The sequence below is a fragment of the Alicyclobacillus sendaiensis NBRC 100866 genome (assembly GCF_001552675.1).
Taxonomy (GTDB): Bacteria; Bacillota; Bacilli; order Alicyclobacillales; family Alicyclobacillaceae; genus Alicyclobacillus; species Alicyclobacillus sendaiensis.
Window position 1 is genome coordinate 1 of record NZ_BCRQ01000016.1, and the last position, 20805, is coordinate 20805.

A 20805-nucleotide genomic window follows, 5' to 3' on the forward strand; every position below is an offset into this window, starting at 1 on the left:
CGCCCACATGAGTCGTGAAAAGCACCGCTGCCCCCTGTGCGACCCGCGCCATCAACTCTTGGATCATGGCGGTTCGCGAGTCATGGTCAAGCGGCGAGAAAGGCTCGTCGAGCAAGAAGATACGCGCGGATCGAGCGAGCATGGCCGCCCAGTACAACTTGTGGCGCATGCCGAGGGAATAGTCTCTCACCAAACGATCCAACGCGCCAACGAGCCCAAACTCCGCCTCTGCTCGCTGCAACCAGGTATCCATGTCACCGCGCGGGATCGAAAACAGATAGCGGATGAATTCGGCGTTTTCTCGGCCCGTGAGATAGTCGAACAGGTAAGGCTCAGCAGGAATGTAGGCCATCTCCTCCAGATACCAGCGGCTGCGGGGCAAAAGAAGATGACCGCGAAAACGGATGTTCCCCGCTTGCGGCTGCAACAGTTGCGCCGCTATGCGGAGGAAGGTCGATTTTCCAGCTCCGTTCGGTCCTCGAATCCAGACGACTTCGCCAGGACGGACTTCCAGGTTCACACCCTCAAGCACGGACTGACCTGGACTGTAATGAAAGGTGACGTCTTCAAATGCCAGCAAGGGTTCCATCACTCACCTCATTACCCTTAAATCCCAAAGACTGATTCCATCCAAGCAGCGATGAAGAGAAGCGCGATGGCACCGAAAGACAACACCGTTGCCCGTTTGAGCGTTACCCATGTCTGCAAACTCGACGCGATGCCTCGCCTCCTCATCCCCATCACCGCGAAGAGAAGGTAAGGAACAAGGGCCGCAAGAATTTGAGCCGGAATTTCGAATACGGCGTGCGGAAGAAACGCCGTGTAAATCCAGCTCGAATGTCCCTCCTGGAACGTGAGGCAAAGGGCCTCGCCCGCCATAAGGCCATTGAAAGCGAGCAAAACGAGGCTACCAAGGCCAAGCGTGATCAATCCCACCCCTACATCCATGCCCCAAGAGGCCACGTTGTGCACAAAGTACGCCTGCCATGGGAGACGCGGATTGTGCGCCACCGGCGGAGCGAAGGAGATTTCGAGGTATGCGCCGACTGCAATCGCGAAGGCATAAATTCCACATAACGTGATGACCATGCGCCCAAAGCCCGAGAGAAGCGCGCGCCCAAACGCCCCCGAACGGCCCCCGGCCACCCGATCCCCCGCATGGCGAGCACCCTCACTCAGAGCGTTGCCCCGACTGGTTGGAATCCACATCCACGCGATTATACCCGCATCCACGCAAATGAGCCCGAGCGCCAAGAGACTGATCCATTCATTGGCCAAGGTGTTTTGAAAGAAGAGACTGACACACAAGAAACTCAAAAATACGATGTAAATCAGTCTTTTAGGGAGTTGTTCAAGAAACCGAATAAACGTAAGTCCCACATTTTCGCGAGCCACCGCGAAAATGTCGTCGTAGTCATAGCGATTCATCGCAAAAATGCGCAACGAACACACCAAAAATGCCAACCCGCAGGTGGCGACCAAGCCTGCAAAACCCATTGCCAAATCCCAGGCTCCGACTCTCCGCACCAAACAAACGGCCACGAAGATGAGCGATAGTTCGATGACCAAGGGCAGGCCGAGCAGCCTAAGGAGCTTGGCCTTCGAACATTTCAGTCGCAACAGACTCTCTGTCGGCGACAACCGCACCAACTCGTGCTGGCGCAACTCGCTTCCAGGATAGAGAATAGGAAAGCTCCAAAAAAAGAGGCTTGCTGTCTGATAGCAGGCATGGAGCGCGATAAACCAGCAGCCAAGCACCACACCTGCGGGTGACGCGACGCCGAAGAGACCGATGACCACGCCAAGCGATGAACTCACCGCCGGCGGCACAATCAATTGCCATCGGGACGATAAGGGTGTCAAGAACTGATTGCGCTGAAGCCAAAGAAGGTCTCTCCATACAAACGGATCGAAAGGGTACATGGCACGCGCAACGGCGTGATAAAACGCATAGATTCCTCGCGAGCCAAAGTCCAAGCCGCTGCCACTGGCCAAAAGGGTACGGGCCTCGCGCTTCGCGTCCAACAAACGGATGACCACCCATGCGATGAGCACGGCAATTCCCGCGATTTCTTCCTGCGCCGCATGTCTGCCCACCCAGACAGCACACGTGTGGCCCAAGCTCAGCAGATGCTCCCTCCAAGCGCTTGAAAACGCTCGAAGCGTACCTTCAGGGTCCGCCACCAACGCTGATAAAGGCCAGGGATGGCGCGCCATGGGCGCGATCACCACGTCAGTCCCCACAGCGGTCAGCGCAGTCAGGCCGACAAGTGAAAGCAAGTACCTCCAAGCAGGAACCGGAACTGAAATCAAAGAACCTCCTGGCTTCGCTCGCGATGTGAGCGTCGATAGATGAATGAGTGTGACGACGCCCACAAATATCACGGCCAGACCCGCACCGAGCAACGGACTGGAAGGCCAGCTCACAAGCACCAGACAGGCGACAAGTTCGGGACCACCGTAGTGAATCCAGAAGCTCACCGTCTCCGCAGCGAGACGTTCCACCCACAAGTTCTCCATGGGAAGCGGCGATAGATGGAGCACCTCGCGAATGGCTTCTCGGTCCAACCCAACGATGCCACGCCGCGCCACGCTCCGCGGTAAATACAGATTGAAGGCGAGCACCAGTCCCGCGATGACCGGCCAGGCACCCCATTGGCGACTGTTCAGAACGAACAGCGCCATGATGAGATACACCGTATTCTGCAGGAGATAGGCTACCGCAACGGTGGCCCACGGCGCAGAGACGCCGAGCATGCTTTGAACGCGCTCTGTCAAACCCGCATACTCTTGTCGCATTTGATGGCGTACGAGCGACCACAACACTGGGCTCCATTTCATCAAGCGTATCGGTATACGTCCCCCTTTCCGTGTGATGGCCTACGAAAGGGCAACAAGACCATTGTATCCAGGAATTTGGCTTGCCGTGCTATCATTTTGATGTCACATCCTCGTATCCCACTGGATCAGCGACATACTGCCCATTCGACGCCAATAAACTCGCAAATTTTTTCGATTAGAGGGGCAACCTTGATTTCATAACATTTCTTCTAAGATGCACAAGAGGTGGAATCAGGGGCTGGGTCCTGTTGGAGCGTTGCTCGTTTGGGGTTATTTGATGCACAAAAATTCGTGCATAAAGTCGAAAGATTGGGAAGTGACCCTGGACGACCAACCGCCATGTCCGCATGACGCGATGGTCCGCAGCGCGCTGTGCGAAGGAGGCTGGCGCGACAGAATCTAGGGCCTGCTGACAAATGGATGGTCGGGCACAGACAAGGGGCTACACCATCGCTAGCCTACATGATGCAGCCCCGCTGTACGCCGTCGATTCGGACACCCTCGTCCTACCCCGATGGCATCCTCCCAGGTGACACGGGCTGGGACCTGTTGAGACGTTCCCCATCCCGCGCGCCCCTCTACATCACCACGCGGCAATCGATCCGTCCGCCCGCGGCTCGGTCGCCCCGGCCAGCGCACCATTCGGCAGGCGCCAAATGATCTGCCCGCGGCCAAACGGCGTGCCGTCATCCGTGACCTCCACCTCGTGGCCGCGCGCCCGGAGTTTGGCGATCACGTCCTCCCCCAAGGCCGCCTCCACCAGCACGCGCTTGCCCTGCAGCCACTGCCAGCGCGGCGCGTCGAGCGCCGACTGCGGGTTGCGGGCGAGATCGAGCATCTGCACGAGCACCTGCACGTGCCCCTGCGGCTGCATGAAGCCACCCATGACGCCAAACGGGCCGACGGGCTCGCCTCCCCGCGTGAGGAAACCGGGGATGATGGTGTGGTACGGCCGCTTGCGCGGGCCGAGCGCGTTCGGGTGCGACGGGTCCATCGAAAAGTTGTGCCCGCGGTTCTGCAGCGAAATGCCCGTGCCCGGCACGACGATGCCGCTGCCAAAGCCCATGTAGTTGCTCTGGATGTACGACACCATGTTGCCCTCGCCATCCGCCGCGCACAGGTACACGGTACCCCCGTAGTACGGCCGCTCCACGGCGGGCATGCGCGCCTCCTCGCCCACTTTCGCGCGAAGCGCCGCCAGGTGATCCGGTGCGAGAAGCGACGCGGGCGCCACGCGCATGAAGCGGGGATCCGCAACCTCGCGGAGCGCCACCTCGAACGAAAGCTTGATGGCCTCGAGCATGGCGTGCGCGCGCTCCGCCTCGTCCATCGCGGCGAGATCCATCCCATCGAGCGCGCCGAGCGCCATGAGCGCCACGATGCCCTGGCCGTTCGGCGGCAACTCCCACACCTCGAACTCCCGGTACCGCACCGAAAGCGGATCGACCCACTCGGGCTTGTAGGCGGCGAGATCGTCCTTGGACAGGAGCCCCCCGGTTTCGCGGGCAAACGCGGCGATGGCTTCGGCGATCTCGCCCTCATAAAAGGCGCGGCCGGACGACGATGCAATCGCTTCCAGCGTGCGCGCGACGTCGGGATTGCGAAACAGATCGCCGGGGCCGGGCGCCTCGCCCTGCGGGGCGAAGAGGCGGAAGAACGGCTCGTGCGCTGGATGGGTCAGCCGGCCTCGATGCGCCTCCATCGCGCGGCGCCAGTTGCGCGCGGTCACCGGCTGCACGGGGAACCCGTCGCGAGCGAGATCGACCGCGGGCGCGAGCACATCTTGGAGCGGCAGTCGGCCAAACCGCTCGACGAGAGCCGTCCAGGCCGCCGGCGCGCCGGGCACGGTCACAGGCAGCCAGCCGTGCGTCGGCAGCTCCCGCAGGCCGCGCCGCGACAATTCGTCGAACGTGAGCTGCTCGGGCGCGTGGCCGCTGGCGTTGAGGCCATGAAGCTTGCCGTCCTTCCACACGATGGCGAACGCGTCGCTGCCGATGCCGTTGGACGTCGGCTCAATCACGGCCAGCGCCGCCGCAGCCGCCACTACCGCATCGATGGCGTTGCCGCCGCGGCGCAAGACCTCGAGCCCCGCCTGCGAGGCGAGCGGCTGCGTGGTTGCCACCATCCCCCGCCGCGCGAACACGACCGTGCGCTGCGACGCAAAATCATACTTCGTCGCATCCCAGTGAGGATTCACCATACTCCGTCCCTCCCGCCCGCTGTGCGCGGCCTCACGCCTCACTCACCCAACGCCCGCCGCGAAAGATGGGCACCGTGCGGCCGTCCTGAAGCAGCGCGTCGATGTCCAAATCCGGCGAGCCAATCATGAAGTCCACGTGCATGAGGCTGTCGTTCAGCCCGCGCGCCTCCCATTCCTCGTGGGCAAGCTGGTGCCCGCCCTCGACGAGCGGATACGCGCGGCCGATGGCCAGATGGCAACTCGCGTTCTCGTCAAACAGCGTGTTGTAGAAGATGCGGTTCATCTGCGCGATGGGCGAGTCCACCGGCACGAGCGCCACCTCGCCGAGGTAATGGCTGCCCTCGTCCGCCTCAATGATGGCCTTGAGCGCCTCCTCGCCCTTCTCCGCGCTGTACTCGACAATGCGCCCGTTTTCAAAGCGAAGCCGGATGCCTTCGATGAGCGATCCGCCGTGGTTGAGCGGCATGGTGCTCGCCACCGTGCCGTTCACGCCCGTCTTCTTCGGCGCCGTGAACACCTCTTCCGTCGGGATGTTCGCGACAAACCGGATGCCTTTCACGTCGGGATGGCCGGCCGCCTCAAAGTAGTGGCCCTCCGCCAGCTCGATGGTGAGATCCGTACCTGGCGCCCGGTAGTGCAGCGCGCGGATCTTGAGCCCGTTCAGCCACGCCGCGCGGCGCTTCAGGTTGGCAATGTGATGCTCCCAGTCCGCAATCGGATCTTCGCCCGTCGCGCGCGAAGCCTGCAGGATGTCCCGCCAGAGCGCTTCAAACCGCTCCTCGCGCGCGAGTTCCGGGTGCACCGCGTCGGCCCACGCCTGGGTCGGGGCCGAGGCGAGCGTCCAGCGGTGCTTGTCGTTCGTGCGCTCATTGTCGAACGGCCGGAACGCCTCGCGCACCGCCCGCTCCGCCTGCTCGACGCGGTCCCGCGGAATGCCGGCAAACAGCGCCGGATCGCTCGCCGGCATCGCGATGTACGCCGCGCCCATCTCGGCGAGGCGCTCCACCCAAGCGACTTGCCACTTCGCGCGCTCGCGCAAGATGCCGATGTCCGCGCACTTCACGGTCTCGCGCAGCCACCACTCGTCGCCCCAGTCGATGTGCACGTAGCTCGCGCCCGCGTCGTACGCGGCCTCGGCGAGAAGCCTCGCAAACGGCACCTGGTCCGGGTACACCTGGCGCGACCCAAACCCAATGACGAGCGGCTGCCCCGGCTGCAGATTCACCCCCACCCGCACAATCAGTTCAGCGTATTTGCGCAATTGTTCGATCACGTCATTCTCCCCTTGTCAGCCATGGATGTCCTGTAGGTGATTCGCTCTGCACGGGCGCTCCTCTCCCACTATAACAAATCGCGCGAGTTCACGAGAGCTTCACACAAGGGACACACTTCCTTTGCAGGCGGTTCACAGTCGACTCGTACACTCGCGTTGGAGTCCATCCCCGTGAACTTCTCGTATCGGAAAGGAGGGCGCTCGTGGCCAAGACCGCCGAAGCCGTGATCGCAAAGGTGCAACCGGATAGGCGCGTGGAGAGGCGCCGCACGTCCCTGCAACTCACGGGCGTCGCCATGATGGCGCCCGCACTTCTCTTTCTGCTCGCGTTTGTGTTTGCGCCGATGGGCTACGCGCTGTACCTGAGCCTCTACCAGTCGACGCTGTACACCCCTCAACCCGTGTTCGCCGGCTTCGCCAACTACGCGCGCCTGTTTTCGTCGCCCGACTTTTGGCAGGCGGCGTCCAACACGGTGTGGCTGGCCGCCGGCATGATGGCGCTGTCGCTGCCCGCGGCACTCATCCTCGCCGTGCTCCTGAACCAGCGCATCCGCGGGCGAGCGGTATTCCGGACGGCGATCTTCGGCCCGTACGTGATCCCGCTCGTGAGCTCGGGCCTCATCTTTTCGCTGCTCTTCGCGACGGACGGAGGCCCGGTGAACCTGGCTCTGCAGCGCCTCGGTCTGCCGCCCGTCAACTGGCTCGGTCAAGGGCGAACGGCACTTCTGTCCGTGCTCATCCTCACGGCATGGCAGTTCACCGGCTATTACGCCATCATCTTCCTCGCCGGGCTGCAGAGCGTGCCCACGTCGCTCGTGGAGGCATGCCAGGTGGACGGCGGGGGGCGGTGCCAGGTGTTTCGCCACGTGACGCTGCGCGCGCTGGGGCCGAGCCTCTTTTTCGCCGTGGTCATCTGCCTCATCCAGACGTTCCAGACGTTCGACCAGGTGTACGTCATGACGGGCGGCGGGCCGGACGGGGCCACGACCACGTTCGCCTACTACATCTTCGAAAAAGGCTTTCAGGCGTTCAACATCGGCGAGTCGTCCGCGGCAAGCGTCCTTCTCATCCTCGTGCTCGCGTGCCTCTCGTACCTGCAGATGCGCGTGAGCCGCCGCTGGGTGGTGGAGGAGTCGTGAAGCCTCATGTCGTGTGGAAGGCGACGTCCTACGCGCTTCTGACGCTGGCAGCTGCGGCGTGCTTTGCACCCGTGTATTGGATGATCCGCACGTCGCTCATGCCGACCAACGATCTGCTCTCGTCGGCGCTCTGGCCCGCGCACCCCGCGTGGGGCAACTTTGCCGCCGCGTGGCGCGCCCAACCGTTCCTCCTCTACCTGTGGAACAGCGTGTTCACCAACGGCGCCATCGTCGCGCTACAGGTTGTGACATCTTCACTCGCCGCGTACGCGCTCGTCTTCATCCCACTCCGCGGCAAGCGCTGGCTGTTCTTCGCCGTGCTCGTGGGCATGATGGTGCCCATGCAGGCGACCTTCGTGCCTGTCTACACCATGCTGTCCGCGGTGCATCTCATCAACACGTACGGCGCGCTCATCCTGCCGTACGCCGGATCGGCCTTCGGCATCTTCCTCATGCGCCAAGGATTTCTCACGCTGCCGCGGGACATCGTGGACGCCGCGCGGGTGGACGGCGCGAGCGAGTGGTGGATTTTGACGCGCATCGTGCTGCCCAACAGCAAGCCGACCGTCGTGACGCTCGTGCTGCTCAACTTTGTCTACCACTACAACAGCCTGTTCTGGCCGCTCGTGGCCACGAACACCACCAACATGCGCGTGGTACCCGTCGCCCTGTCGTACTTCCTGACACAGGACGCGGGCCAGACGCTGCAGTGGAACTACGCGATGGCGTTTGACATCTTCGCCATTGCGCCGGTGGTCATCCTATTCCTCATCGGCCAGCGCTACTTCGTCCAGGGCGTGGCCCAGACGGCCGTGAAGGGATAAACACGGCGCCCGCGCGAGGCGCATACATTGGGAGGGAAATTCATGAAGCGAGATCGACTGTGGACATCCGGCGCGCTCCTGGCGCTAGGTCTTGTGGCGACCGGGTGCGGCGCGCCCGCGGCGAATGGCGGCGGACAGGCGGCGACGGCTGCGAGCCGGGCCGCGGCGTCGAGCCAGCCCGTGACCATCACGTTCTGGTATGGGGTCGGCACCACGCTGAGCCAGGACATTCAGCAGATGGTGCAGGAGTTCAACCGGACCCACCCCGGCATCAAGGTGGTGGCCACGTACCAGGGCAGCTACTCGGGCGGCGGCGAGGAACAACAGAAGCTGCTCGCGGCCATCAAGGCGGGCGATCCGCCCACCCTCGCGCAGATTGAAGTGCACGCGATGCCGGTTTTCGCCGCGAGCGGCCAGCTGCTCGACCTCACCCAGCTGATGCAGTCGTCGAGCGTCGACAAGCCGTCCAACTTCCTGCCGGGCATCCTCGTCTCGACGCAGTATCAGGGCCGGTACTACGGGGTGCCGTTCAATCGGAGCGTCCCGGTGCTCTACTACAACAAGACGCTCTTCGCGAAGGCGCACATCGCCTCGCCGCCTTCCAACTGGACCGAGCTCGCGGCGGACGCGAAGAAGCTCACGAGTGGGGCCGGATCGAGCAAAATCTACGGCTTCGAGCCGCTCGTCGACTGGTGGCCGTGGGAGTACGCGGTGGAATCGGGCGGCGGCTCCATCCTGTCGCCGGATTTGAGCCGCGCCACGTTTGACCAGCCGCCCGCGCTCTCCATTCTCGAGACCGAGCAGTCGCTCGTGAAGCAGGGCTACGCGAAGGTGGAGACGGGGCCGAACTATTGGGACCTCATGACGCAGGATTTCATCAACGGCCAGGTGGCCATGGACATCGACTCCATCGGCAGCGCAGGCAAGGTGACGAAAGGCGTGGGCGACAAGTTCCAGTGGGGCACCGCGCTTTTGCCGCGCGGGAAGACGCTCGCGGTCCCGCCGGGCGGCGGCGATCTCGTCATCTTCAAGGACGCCACGCCCGCACAGCAGAAGGCCGCGTGGACGTTCATCCAGTGGTGGACCGCGCCCAAGCAGTCGGTGAAGTGGTCCACCGAAACCGGCTACCTGCCGGTGCAGAAGGCGGATCTGAGCGATCCCGTCTATCAGGCGTACCTCAACAAGCATCCGCAGTACCGGACCGCCATCGAGGAACTCCGGTATGAGCATCCGTCGCCCGCATCGCCCGCGTACCTCGCGGCGCTGCAGCCGGTGCAACAAGCGCTTCAAGGCATCTTCGACGAGGGCAAGCCCGTCGCGGCCACCATGCATGAGGCCGCTCAAGCTGCCGATCAAAACCTCGGATGATGACCGCGCTCAAATGACAGGGAGGTCCATTCATGATCCGAGAACTCCTGATGCGCGACGACACGCTCTGGATCGCCCACCGCGGCGCGTCCGCCGAGTGCCCGGAGAACACGCTGCCCGCCTTCGCGCGGGCGGCGGAGCTTGGCGCGGACATGATTGAGCTCGACGTGCGCCTCACGGGCGACGGCGGTGTCGTGATCCTGCACGATCCGACCGTCGACCGGACAACTGACGGCACGGGCCTCGCCGCCGACATGCGGCTCGCCGATCTGCGCAAGCTCGACGCCGGATCGTGGTTTGACGCGCGATTTCGCGGCACGCGCATTCCCACGCTCGACGAGGTGTTTGCCACGGTGCCGCACATGTGCCTGAACATCGAGCTCAAGACGAGCCCCATCGCACACACCCGCCAGCTCATCCGCCGCGTGCTCGGCGCCATCTACCGCCACAACGCCCGGGACCGCGTCCTCATCTCCTCGTTCGATCACGCCGCGCTGGCCGAGGTTCGCCGCTTCGACCGAGACATCGCCCTCGGCGTGCTCTACACCGGGCGCCTGCTCGAACCCATTCAGCTGGCCGAGCGTCTCGGCGCGCAGAGCCTTCACCCGGACATCGAGCACCTGGACCCGCTGTTTGTGGCAGAGGCGAAGGCCCACCACCTCGCCGTCTACACGTGGACCGCGAAGAGCGAGCTCGCCGTGCAGCGGGCGCTCTCCTGCCAAGTCTCCGGCATCATCCTGGACGATCTCCGGCTGAAACAAACCACCACCCGCGCGCTTCCGTCGCCCACCCCGCCGTCCGCGTGATGGCAGAGGAGAGATTTGTTACAATCGGATCACCATTTCACAGAGGGAGCGATGCGCGTGAACAAGGGTCGGCTTCGGCTCAGGCTGGCCGCGGCGCTGGCACCCGCGCTGCTTTTCATGACGGCGTGCGGCCAGGCCAACGTCTCCCCGGAGCGTGCCGCAACAGGGACCGCGCCGGCTTCGGCCAACGGATCCGCCTCCATCGCGGCATCCGCCAGCCAATTCGCGTGGATTGGCGAGCCCAGCGCCGGATCGGCACCGTGGGTTCGCGCCATCCAGCAGGCGCACCAGAGCGTGGACTACAACGTCTACCTGCTCACCGATGACAACATCGCCAACGCGCTCAAACAGGCGGCCGCGCGCGGCGTGGCGGTGCGCGTCATCGTGGACAGCCACCCATACGACTTCCCGGACGCCGTCTCGAAGGAACTCGCGATGTTCCGCGGCTCGAAGGTGCAGGTCAAGACGTGGTCGCCCTCCGCGAGGAGCTACAATCACGCCAAGTACCTGGTGGTGGACGAGCACCTCGCCATCGTGGGCTCGGCCAACGCCACGTATTCGGCCCTCGACGGCGGCGCCAACCTCGAGGACAACGTCGAGGTCGACGGCGGCGCCATTCCGGCCAATCTCTCCGCTTTGTTCCAGGCGGACTGGTCCGGTCGTCCACGCCCGAGCCTGCCGCCCGCGCTCATTGTGTCGCCGGGATCGGCCGCGGCGCTCGCTGAGCAGATCCGCCAGCCCGGTCCGGTCATGATGGCCGAGGAGGAGCTGTACGACGCGCCGGACGTCATGGCGGCCATGGAGGCGAAGGGACGCCAGCTCGAGCTTCTGCTGCCGTCCTCCATCGACAGCGAGGAGATGGCGAATGCGCGCGCGCTCGCAGCCCACGGCGTACAGGTGCGGCTCCTCGCGTCGCCTTACGTGCACGCGAAGCTCATCGTCGGGACGGAAGCCGCCTTCGTCGGCAGCGAGAACATCTCCGCAAATTCGCTCGACGACAACCGCGAGGTCGGTCTGGTCGTCACGCAGCCGCTCGTGCGCGCAGAGGCGCAGGCGTGGTTCGCGCAGTATTGGCAGAAGGCGAAGCCGCTCGCAAGCGCGTCCGGAACATCCGGCTCCTCGGGCGGGACCTCCTCAAGCGCTGGCGGATCATATCCTTACTTGTCACTTGGCATCTCCGAGTCAGAGGCCAGGGCCAAGTGGGGCCCGCCGTCGTCCATCTCGTCCACCACGTACCACGGCAAGCCCGAGACGGTGTGGGTGTATCCCAACGGCGCGCGGCTCTATTTCCAAGACGGCAGGCTGGTGCACGTTTCGCGCTGACGCCGGCGCATGGTGAAAGGCCCAAGGCCATCCGCGGCCGTGGGCCTTTTCACGTGCGCGGGAAGCCACAACTACCGGCCGATCACGCCTCGCGCTTTGCGATCTGCCGCGCCACATGCACGCCGCACGAGGCCGCCTGCGAGATGCCGCGCGAGATGCCGGGCCCGTCGCCCGCGCAGTAGAGGCCGTCGATCTTCGTCTGCAGGTCCGGCCCTACCTCGGCGCGCGCGGCGTAGAACTTCGCCTCCACGCCGTAGAACAGGGTGTGGTCGCTCGCGACGCCGGGCGCCACCTTGTCGAGCGCCTCCATCATCTCCATCAGCGCCACCATCGTCTTGTACGGCAGCACAAGGCCGAGATCGCCCGGCACGGCCTCCTTGAGCGTCGGCTCGACAAACCCTTCGCGAATGCGCTGCGGCGTGGAACGGCGGCCCTTGCGCAGATCGCCGTACTTCTGCAGGATGATGGACCCGTTCGACAGCTCGTTTGCGTGCCGGCAGATGCTCTTCGCGAACTCGTTCGGCTTGTCAAACGGCTCGGTGAACCGATGGCTGACGAGCAGCGCAAAGTTCGTGTTCTGCGAGCCGAGCGCCGGATCGTGATAGGCGTGGCCGTTCGCCGCCATGACGCCCGTGTGATTTTCAATTACGACGTGACCGGACGGGTTCGCGCAGAACGTCCGCACCAAAAGCCCCGTGGCAGGCGACTGGAACAAGAATTTGGCCTCGTACAGGTGCTCGTTCAGCTCCTGCATGACCACGTTCGAGGTCTCCACGCGCACGCCGATGTCCACCTGGTTGTTGGTCATCTTGAGCTTGTGCCGCCGGAACAAATCGGACAGCCACGTCGCCCCGTCTCGCCCCGGCGCCAAAAGCACGTAGCGGCTGCGGATGATCTCGCCGCCGCGCAGGATCACGCCGCCGACGCGCTCGCCCTCCACCACGATGTCCTCGACGAACGTGCGAAACCGGAGATCGATGTGCCGGCCAAGGTGCTCGAACAGCGACTGGATGAGCTCCAGGTTCTTGTCGGTGCCGATGTGGCGCACGCGCCCGCGGAGCAGCTTGAGCCCAGCCGCCATGGCCCTGCGCTCGATGGCAGCCACAGCGGGCGTGGACGGGTCCGTCACGGTATCGGGCGCCCCGTGCCGCAGATTGATGGCGTCCACGTATTCGATGAGGGCGAGCACCTCGCTCGCCGGCAGATACTCCGTCAGGTAGCCCCCATATTCGGCTGTGATGTTGAACTTGCCGTCCGAAAAGCTGCCCGCGCCGCCCGCGCCGTTGATGACGCCGCACGCCGGCCAGCAGCTCGCGTACGTCTTGATCTTGTTGGGCGGAGGGCACTTGTCAATGCGCCCTTCCATGATGGGACAGTGGCGAAACCGCGCCTCCACGCCCTTGTCGATGAGAAGGACGCTCAAATGCGGCGCCTTCTCCACCAATTCGTAGGCGGCATAGAGGCCGGCGGGCCCCGCGCCCACGATGATCACGTCGTACTGCAGAGCCATGCGCAATCCCCCTCGCAGCCCCGGCCTGACGCACAGGGCAACCCTTGGCCGTGATCCGAACGTTCATTGTATAGAAAGATGAAACGTTCGCCAAGAAGTCGATTCGCCAAGAACCCCAAAAGCCCGCTTGACACCGAACATATGTTCGATTATGCTTGAACTCAGGATGCTGAGGAGGCGAGACGTCGTGAAGCGCATCTATCTGTCCGGTCCCATGACGGGGCTCCCACACGGAAATCGCCCTGCCTTCCTGGAAGCCGCGCGGTCACTCCGCGCCCGAGGCTTTCAGGTCATCAATCCAGCCGAATACGGTTCCCCGGAAGACGACTGGTTCGCCGCCATGCGCCGAGACATCCGCATGCTGATGGACGCGGACGCCGTGGTAACGCTCCCTGGCTGGGAGCGCTCGCGCGGCGCCAGATTGGAAGTGTATGTGGCGTCTCAGTTGAACATGCCCGTGTACACGCTGACCGCCTGTCTTCACAGCGCGGAAGAGGACCTGGCCAAGGCTCCGGCCATCCAACTGTCGCTCGAATTGTGACGCAAAGGCGCGGCGCGCCTCGCGCGGACGCGCGTCAAGGTCCCGTGGCGCGCATGAGCCCCTCCACGTCCGGATGAAAGTAGTGCTTGCGGCAGACGGACTTGTAGAGATCGTTGCCGCCCACCTCAATCTGCTCGCCCTCGTACACCGGGCGCCCGTCTTTGACCTTGAGGATCATCGTCGCCTTGCGGTCGCATCCGGGATGGGCGCAGATGGTCTTGATCTCTTCAATGCGGTCCGCCCACAGGATGGCCGCCTCACTGCCCTCGAACAGGCGGTTGCGGTAGTCCTTCAGGAGGCCGTACATGATGACGGGGATGTCGAGATCGTCCGCCACGCGCGCCAACTGCCTCACGTGGTAGGCGCGGAGAAACTGGACCTCGTCCACCAGCACGCAGTCAGGCATCTCAGCGCGCACGGACTCAAACAGGTCCGTGTCCTCCTCGACGACGACGGCCCGCTTTGAAATGCCCACCCGAGACGCAATAACACCTCGGCCGTACCGGTCGTCGATGGCGGGCGTGAACAGCGCCACCTTTTTACCCTGCTCCTCGTAGCTGTGGGCGACGGTCAGCAGCTGAATGGACTTGCTCGCGTTCATCTGTCCAAAGCGGAAGTACAACTTCGCCACTTGTATCCCTCTTTCTGGCTCCCGGGAGCGCGTGATAAACGCGAGTTCAGGCCTCCTCGAGCGCGTACCAGGCGTCGCGCGGAATGCCCGTCATCTCGAGCGAGGCGCTCCAGAGCTCGCGCGCCGCGGCGAGATCGCGAGAAGCCGGGGACGAAGACACCACGACGGGATACCCTCGCGAGCCTCGGTCCGGGCCCACGTACTCACCGCCTTCGAGGTCCGGATGCGTAGCGGCGTAGAGCGTGGGGAGCGCGCCCATCTCGCTCGGCTGCGCAAAGCGGTTCACCAACCGAGCCAGCGGCTTGGCCCAGGCGCTCTTCAGCATGCCGTTCTCGACAAGGGACGTCGCGGCAAAGCCGGGATGACAGGCGATGCTCTTCAGGGGAAGCCCTCGGCGCTTCAGGCGACGGTCGAGCTCATAGGCGAAGAGGAGATTCGCGAGTTTGCTCTGCGCGTAGCTCTCGAATCGCCGGTACCGCCCTCCGCCGCGCACGTACGCGAGATCCAGGTGTTTGGCCATCTGGTGCGCCATGCTGCTCACGGTCACCACGCGCGCGCCGGTAGTCCCGGCGAGAATCGGAAGCAACTGCAGCGTGAGCGCGAAGTGGCCGAGGTGATTGGTGCCGAACTGAAGCTCGTAGCCTTGGCGCGTCGTGCCATAGGATGTGGCCATGACGCCTGCATTGTTGATCAACAGATCAAGCGGCTGGCCGTCCGCCACGAGCGCATCCGCGAACGCGCGAACGCTGTCGAGATCGGCCAAGTCCAGCAGGCGCACGTCCACCTCGGCATGCGGCGCCTCCGCCAAGATCCGAGCCCTGGCGTCTTCGCCGCGCCCGCGATTGCGCACTGCGAGCGTCACCCTCGCCCCGCGCTTCGCCAAAAACCGCGCCCCCTGCCATCCGATGCCGCTGTTCGCGCCTGTGATGACTGCCCACTTCCCCTTGAGATTGGGGATCTGGTCCGCCGTCCACGCCACACGCATCCCCCCGCGCCAGCCAATGTCTATTGTTCATACTACTCCATCCGCGGGAATCGGGATAGACTGAAGAGCTGGAGGTGTTTCGGTGAACGAGTGGCTGGATTGGGTGCTTTGGGCCGTGGTGGCGATTTCGGCATTCGGAGGCTTTCTACGCGGGTTTGCGCGCGAGTCGCACCGGCTCGTGCGGACTGCGGCGTGGGTCGCCGAGGTGATCGCTTCGTCCGCCGTCGCGTTTGCGGCAAGCCGCTCTATCCGCAACTTCGTTCTGCAGGACGGCCGGAGCTCGACCATGCCCGATTGGCTCAAACATCTCGCCGCCTTCTGGCAGCAGTCGCCGAGGCTGTGCAACTGGATTGCGTTTCTCGCGGCCTACCTCATCATTTCGTCCGCCATCGGGGCGGTGTTCGCGCCGCTTTTCGCCCGGTGGATCCGGCCGCGCCGACCCGTGCGCGCCTGGAGCCGCGTGGGAGGACTCGTGGTTGGCGGGATGATGGGCGCCTTCCGCGCCGCAGCCGTCGGCGCAGGCCTGTTTCTCATCCTCCAATACGTGTCGGCGCCGGCCCTTGCGCGCGCTTGCCAGGCCTCGCCCGCGTACCGCTGGCTGTCGCGTCACGTCTACACGCCGTGGCTTCGCCCCATCGCCGAGCGCGAAATGCCGGTATTGGCCAAAGGCGCGGCCCAGACCGTGGCCGCCGACATCTCCCTGTTCGTCGTCCCCTTAGGCCCTGGCGAGGAGGCGGGCATTCTCGTCATTCCCAAGCCGGTAGCGGAAAAGGCGCGCGCCATCACGAGCGGTCTCAGCTCGCCGTACGCGAAGGCGCGCGCCCTGTACGAATGGGAGATTCACCACATCCATTACGACTGGAAGAAATATGACGACTATGTCTACGCCGGCAAATGGGACGCCCAGTCCCCGCTCACCACGCTTCAAACCGGCAAGGGCGTATGCGCCGACTACGCGCTCCTCTACGCAGACATGGCGCACGCCGTGGGCCTCACCGTGCGCATCGACGAGGGCGTAGCGCTGAGCGGCGGCGTGGAAGGATCCCACGCCTGGAACGAGGTGTGGATCCCGAACGAGCACCGGTACATCCTGGTGGACCCCACCTGGGGTTCCGCGCAGGACGCGTGGTTCGACGTGCCGCCCGCCATCTTCGACGAGACGCACAGGCTCACGACGCGCATCACCATCTACGCGTCCACCTGAATCGGTTCGTGTTTCAGCGGCAGCCGCATGCGGATGTGCGTGCCCTGAGGGCTGGACTGGACCACGCCGACCGTCCCGCCGTGGGCGATGGCGATGAGGCCGCAGAACGTGAGCCCAAGGCCCAATCCCCCCTTTTTCGTGGAGCTGTACGGGACAAAGATCCGGTCCCACCGCTCCCTCGGGATCCCCACGCCGCTGTCGATCACGTCGATGTGCAGCTCCTCCGCCTCAATCCTCACCGTCACGGCAACCTCGCGGCGGGCGCGATCATCCGGGATGGCGTCAATGGCGTTTCGGAGGAGGTTCACGATGGCGCCGAACAGCTTGTCTTCATCGACGTCGAGGTACACGTGCCGCTGCCCGGTCTCGTTGTGGAACGAGAGCTTCACGTGGCGGGCTTGGGCCATAGAAGAACACAGGCCCACGGCGTCCGATACCAGGCGCACCACGTCGCACCGCCTGACGGTCAGCATGCCGTTGCGCAAAAACGCCGTGAAGTCGCGCGCGATGCGGTTGGCGTATTCGGAGGCCGACCGCATCCGCTCGAGGATCTCGCGCGCCTTCTCGCCGAGGTTCGGCTCGAGCCTCGGCAACAGCTCCGCCATCTGCCGCATCGCGGCGAGCGGCGTGCCGAGCTCGTGCACGAGCGCCTGCGTGGCCATCACAAGGTAGTCCACGCCTCTCCCTCGCTCGCGCCGGGTCAGCTCGCGCAGGTACTCCACGAGCTTTTCCGACATCTCGTTGACGTGCGCGGCGAGCACGCCAATCTCGTCCGATCGCGCCACGTCCACGTGCGCCGCGAAGTTCCTGTCGGCGATTTCATCCACCGCCTCGGTGATCCGCTTGAGCGGGCGCGTGATGAGTTCGGCGCCGACGAACGAGAGCACCGCGGTGAGCACGAGGAGCGCCCCGCCCAGAATGGCCATGTCGTGGAGCAGATCGGCAAGCTGCGCGGTGATGAGGCGGTAGTTCATGACGATCTCGACCACGTACGGGCTGCCTTCCCCCAATTCAGGGATAAACGCCTTCATGACGGTGGTGTGGTCGACGTGATCGAGCGCAGTCTGCATATGGCCCGTGGACAGAGCGCGGTCCTTGAGCCGGACGTCGAGATCGTGATGGGCATACCGATACGCGCCGTACATGACGGGCTGATTGGCGATATCGATCCAGGAGACGCCCTTGTACGAGTAGCGGATGGGCTTTTCGTCGAACGTCCGGTTCAGCACGGCGATGGACAGGATGTCGGGCTCCGTCGCCACGATGTGGCGAATCGTGCTGTTGACGCTGACCACCTGTTCATAACCGGGGATGGACGTCTGCACGTAAAACGGATCGATGATGTAGTTCGTCGTGCCGTCGTAGTAGTAGCCCCACTTGTCGACTTTGGACGGGTCGGAGGTGGCGTTGGCGAACGGCCCGGACCAGTAGTTTTTCTCGGCGGTGCCGTACGTCGACGCCTGGGGCTTGCCGGCGAGCAGATCGCGAAACGCGATGTACCATTTGCCCATGCCGCGGGTCGACAGGCCTATCTCGTGGGGATCCGACGAGCGCACGCCGACGATGTCGTCCGCGGTGGGCGCGAGAAGCGTGATGCCGCTCACGCCAAGCTCTGCCGACAACTGGCGCAGCTGTTCATTCGTCACGTCCTGCCAATGCGGCGGCAACTGCTTCTCAATCGCGATGGACGCGATGCGCAGCTCGTTGCCGAGCAGCTTGTCGATGTAGGCTTGCCCGGCTTCGCTCGATTCGACCTCAAGCTCTATCTGTTGCGCGAGGAGTTGCCCCTGCTTTTCCGCGCTCTTGAGCATCTGCTGCCTGGCGACGGTGTAAAACAGCGTCCCGCCGAGCGCGAGCACCACGAGCATGGCGCCAAAGAGGATCGCGATGATCTTGTAGCGCAGCGAGAAGCGGACGCGGGGATGAGCGTTCAGCTGCATGCTGTCCCGCCTTTACGCGTGCTTTCTCGTACAGGTGCGAATGATGTGGGCGAGTTCCGCCGTGGCCGTCGCCACGTCGTCGTTGAAGATGAGGAAATCGAACTGATCCGACAGCGACTCCTCGTATTTGAGGCGCTGCATGCGGATGCGGATGTCCTCCTCTTTGTCGCCGCGATGGTAAAGCCTTCCCTCCAGATCGTCGAGACACGTGGGGCGGATGTAGATCAGGATGACGCGATCGCCGAACACGCGCTTCATGTTGAGCGCGCCGTTCACGTCGATGTCCTTGATGATGATGCGGCCCTCGTTCAGGGCTCGCTCGTAGCTCAACAGGTGCGTGCCGTACAAGTTCCCGTGGATGGTCTCGTACTCGAGGAATTCGCCCCGCTCCGCCATGCGCATGAACTCTTCGCGGGACACGAAGTAGTAGGGATTGCCGTTCGACTCACCCGGCCGCATGGGCCGCGTGGAAAAAGACGGGATGAAGGTCAGGCCGAGATCGTACCGATCCCGGAGCGCATTGATGAGCGTGTTTTTTCCTGCCCCGGACGGCCCGGACAGGATGAAGAGCAGGCCCTTCGTATGCGTCTCCCCCTCTGGCTCGTAGCTCATGAGATCCGACAGCTTGCACGAGAGCGCGTCGCAAATGCGTTCTAACACCCGGAGATCCACGCGGGTGATGACGTTTTTCTTCATCGCGTAGAGCGTGTTCTTGTTGACACCGGACCGTTTCACCAGATCGGGAATTCTCCAGTTCCGCTCCGCCAGGAGCCGATCTAGGTGAAAGCGAATATGGCTCACGGGCATCCATCCCCGCAGACAAGTTTCTAATCAGTATACTGAGTTCAGGTGCAATTGTACAGGCATCGTTGGACAACGCGGCGATAGGCGCCGCATGGGAAGGAGCGTTGCCCATGTTGGCACTGGCTTGGGCCGCCGGGTTCAGCCTCGCGGCCTGGATCTTCCTCGCGATTGGGCGCGGCTTCTATTGGCGCACGGCCATCGCCATGAACACCGCCGAGATGGCGGCGCTCGCGAATGGGAGGGACACGTGGCCGTCGGTGTGGGCTGTGGTGCCGGCGCGCAACGAGGCGGAGGTCCTCCCGAGGACGCTACCGACGCTTCTCTCGCAGGCGTATCCGGGCGAGTTCCACGTCGTGCTCGTGGACGATCACAGCACGGACGGGACGGCCGAAGTGGCTTTGCGCCTGGCGTCCGAGCTTCGGCTCGCCCATCGGCTGCGCGTGGTCCGGGCAGATGCGCTGCCGCTTGGGTGGGCGGGCAAGGTGTGGGCGATGCAGAACGGCCTCGGGCGTGTGCCGAGCGCCGCAGGCTACGTGCTGTTTACGGATGCGGACATCGCCCACCCGCCGACGAGCGTCCAGGCACTCGTGACGCGGGCCGAGCGCGACGGGTTCGATCTCGTCTCGCTCATGGTGCGCCTGCGCGCCGAGAGCGCCTGGGAGAAGCTCCTCATCCCGGCGTTTGTCTACTTCTTCGCGAAGCTGTACCCGTTCGCGTGGGTCGCGCACCCAAAGCGAAGGACCGCGGCGGCCGCGGGCGGATGCGTGCTCGTGCGGCGCCACCTGTTGCCCATGCCTCCGGGGCTTGAGCCGATTCGCGACGCCGTGATCGACGACTGCGCGCTGGCGCGCCTCGTGGCGGAGCGCGGCGGGCGCCTGTGGCTCGGACTGGGGGACGACGTGGAGAGCGTGCGGGCGTACGGCACGCTCGGCGAGATCTGGCGGATGATTGCGCGAACCGCATTCGTGCAGTTGCGATTCTCGCCCCTCCTGCTCCTCGGCACGGTGCTCGGGATGCTCCTTTTGTACGCGGTGCCGCCCGTCGCGCTCGTGGTGGGGATCATCGGCGCGGCAGCAGGCGCGCCGGGAAGCCTCGCCGCGCTCGCCTTGGGTGGGGTGGCGTACGCCCTCATGGCCGCCACCTTCGCGCCCATGCTGCGGTGGTACCGCCTGTCTCCCGCGCGATCCGCCCTGCTTCCCGCAGCCGGCGTCCTGTACACCCTCATGACGCTGGACTCCGCCAGGCGGTTCTGGCTGCGCACGGGCGATCACTGGAAGGGACGGCCGTACGAAATCCGCCGTTCCTGACAGGAATTCAGGGAAATGTCAAGCTCAAACCGCTTTCAGAGCGCTCCGGCCTGCTCGATTTTCCGCCACAATAGAGGTAGCGAATCTTTGCCCGCGTTCACCAGGCAGC

17 protein-coding genes are annotated in these 20805 nt (G+C 64.2%); 8 read left to right on the plus strand and 9 right to left on the minus strand.

The window, feature by feature from the left end:
* From AS26_RS04840 to AS26_RS04855, 4 genes are all read right to left on the minus strand, one after another.
* Positions 1-589 (minus strand): ABC transporter ATP-binding protein (locus AS26_RS04840; RefSeq protein ID WP_062306657.1); only part of this gene is annotated, 589 nt, incomplete at its 3' end.
* A gap of 17 nt (positions 590-606) precedes the next feature.
* Entirely contained in the window at positions 607-2826 is a 2220-nt protein-coding gene (locus tag AS26_RS04845; RefSeq protein ID WP_217997430.1) for a stage II sporulation protein M, read from the minus strand.
* 598 nt (positions 2827-3424) lie between these two features.
* Entirely contained in the window at positions 3425-5041 is a 1617-nt protein-coding gene (locus tag AS26_RS04850) for a gamma-glutamyltransferase family protein (protein ID WP_062306662.1), read from the minus strand.
* Between the two features lie 31 nt (positions 5042-5072).
* The gene (locus tag AS26_RS04855) at positions 5073-6314 is read right to left on the minus strand and encodes an aminopeptidase (RefSeq protein WP_062306664.1); all 1242 of its coding nucleotides are present in this window, start codon (positions 6312-6314) and stop codon (positions 5073-5075) included.
* 203 nt (positions 6315-6517) lie between these two features.
* On the opposite strand from AS26_RS04855, the gene AS26_RS04860 reads away from it, so the two are divergent.
* Genes AS26_RS04860 through AS26_RS04880 form a run of 5 tightly spaced genes read left to right on the plus strand, consistent with a single transcriptional unit; the run spans position 6518 to position 11774 of the window.
* Positions 6518-7453, plus strand: coding sequence for a carbohydrate ABC transporter permease (locus tag AS26_RS04860; protein ID WP_062306667.1), 936 nt, complete (start codon positions 6518-6520; stop codon positions 7451-7453).
* A complete protein-coding gene (locus AS26_RS04865; protein WP_062306670.1) occupies positions 7450-8277 on the plus strand; it encodes a carbohydrate ABC transporter permease in 828 nt (275 codons plus the stop codon). Before AS26_RS04860 ends, AS26_RS04865 begins: the two co-directional genes overlap by 4 nt.
* Before the next feature lie 42 nt (positions 8278-8319).
* Positions 8320-9645, plus strand: coding sequence for an ABC transporter substrate-binding protein (locus tag AS26_RS04870; RefSeq protein ID WP_062306672.1), 1326 nt, complete (start codon positions 8320-8322; stop codon positions 9643-9645).
* Between the two features lie 32 nt (positions 9646-9677).
* Positions 9678-10451: a glycerophosphodiester phosphodiesterase gene (locus AS26_RS04875; protein ID WP_062306674.1), complete on the plus strand. Its 774-nt coding sequence runs from the start codon at positions 9678-9680 to the stop codon at positions 10449-10451.
* Between the two features lie 51 nt (positions 10452-10502).
* Positions 10503-11774 (plus strand): phospholipase D-like domain-containing protein, encoded by a 1272-nt coding sequence (locus AS26_RS04880; RefSeq protein WP_062306676.1) that lies wholly within the window; start codon positions 10503-10505, stop codon positions 11772-11774.
* Positions 11775-11856: 82 nt separating this feature from the next.
* Here the strand turns inward: AS26_RS04880 and AS26_RS04885 are convergent, their stop codons facing one another.
* Positions 11857-13284 (minus strand): NAD(P)/FAD-dependent oxidoreductase, encoded by a 1428-nt coding sequence (locus tag AS26_RS04885; protein WP_062306678.1) that lies wholly within the window; start codon positions 13282-13284, stop codon positions 11857-11859.
* A 187-nt stretch (positions 13285-13471) separates the two neighbouring features.
* Between AS26_RS04885 and AS26_RS04890 the strand changes: the two genes are divergently transcribed.
* Positions 13472-13825, plus strand: coding sequence for a DUF4406 domain-containing protein (locus AS26_RS04890; RefSeq protein WP_062306688.1), 354 nt, complete (start codon positions 13472-13474; stop codon positions 13823-13825).
* 34 nt (positions 13826-13859) lie between these two features.
* Here AS26_RS04890 and AS26_RS04895 read toward each other — a convergent pair whose 3' ends face one another.
* Entirely contained in the window at positions 13860-14456 is a 597-nt protein-coding gene (locus AS26_RS04895) for a thymidine kinase (protein WP_062306691.1), read from the minus strand.
* A 46-nt stretch (positions 14457-14502) separates the two neighbouring features.
* Positions 14503-15441: an oxidoreductase gene (locus AS26_RS04900; RefSeq protein WP_174519917.1), complete on the minus strand. Its 939-nt coding sequence runs from the start codon at positions 15439-15441 to the stop codon at positions 14503-14505.
* Positions 15442-15523: 82 nt separating this feature from the next.
* On the opposite strand from AS26_RS04900, the gene AS26_RS04905 reads away from it, so the two are divergent.
* The gene (locus tag AS26_RS04905; protein ID WP_062306696.1) at positions 15524-16645 is read left to right on the plus strand and encodes a transglutaminase-like domain-containing protein; all 1122 of its coding nucleotides are present in this window, start codon (positions 15524-15526) and stop codon (positions 16643-16645) included.
* Here AS26_RS04905 and AS26_RS04910 read toward each other — a convergent pair.
* Together AS26_RS04910 and gmk are read right to left on the minus strand one after the other, a co-directional pair.
* Entirely contained in the window at positions 16630-18585 is a 1956-nt protein-coding gene (locus AS26_RS04910; protein ID WP_062306699.1) for a sensor histidine kinase, read from the minus strand. The genes AS26_RS04905 and AS26_RS04910 overlap by 16 nt on opposite strands.
* A gap of 12 nt (positions 18586-18597) precedes the next feature.
* Complete coding sequence (gene gmk / locus AS26_RS04915; protein WP_174519918.1) at positions 18598-19392, minus strand: guanylate kinase; 795 nt, start codon at positions 19390-19392, stop codon at positions 18598-18600.
* Positions 19393-19499: 107 nt separating this feature from the next.
* On the opposite strand from gmk, the gene AS26_RS04920 reads away from it, so the two are divergent.
* Positions 19500-20696: a glycosyltransferase gene (locus AS26_RS04920; RefSeq protein ID WP_062306703.1), complete on the plus strand. Its 1197-nt coding sequence runs from the start codon at positions 19500-19502 to the stop codon at positions 20694-20696.
* The last annotated feature ends 109 nt before the right edge of the window (positions 20697-20805 follow it).

Bases quoted from the DNA above. Each gene is read 5' to 3' on its own strand.
- AS26_RS04850 (WP_062306662.1), bottom strand. From the start codon at position 5,041: ATGGTGAATCCTCACTGGGATGCGACGAAGTATGATTTTGCGTCGCAG.
- AS26_RS04870 (WP_062306672.1), top strand. From the start codon at position 8,320: ATGAAGCGAGATCGACTGTGGACATCCGGCGCGCTCCTGGCGCTAGGT.
- AS26_RS04875 (WP_062306674.1), top strand. From the start codon at position 9,678: ATGATCCGAGAACTCCTGATGCGCGACGACACGCTCTGGATCGCCCAC.
- AS26_RS04880 (WP_062306676.1), top strand. From the start codon at position 10,503: ATGCGCGTGAACAAGGGTCGGCTTCGGCTCAGGCTGGCCGCGGCGCTG.
- AS26_RS04885 (WP_062306678.1), bottom strand. From the start codon at position 13,284: ATGGCTCTGCAGTACGACGTGATCATCGTGGGCGCGGGGCCCGCCGGC.
- AS26_RS04900 (WP_174519917.1), bottom strand. From the start codon at position 15,441: ATGCGTGTGGCGTGGACGGCGGACCAGATCCCCAATCTCAAGGGGAAG.
- AS26_RS04910 (WP_062306699.1), bottom strand. From the start codon at position 18,585: ATGCAGCTGAACGCTCATCCCCGCGTCCGCTTCTCGCTGCGCTACAAG.
- gmk (WP_174519918.1), bottom strand. From the start codon at position 19,392: ATGCCCGTGAGCCATATTCGCTTTCACCTAGATCGGCTCCTGGCGGAG.
- AS26_RS04920 (WP_062306703.1), top strand. From the start codon at position 19,500: ATGTTGGCACTGGCTTGGGCCGCCGGGTTCAGCCTCGCGGCCTGGATC.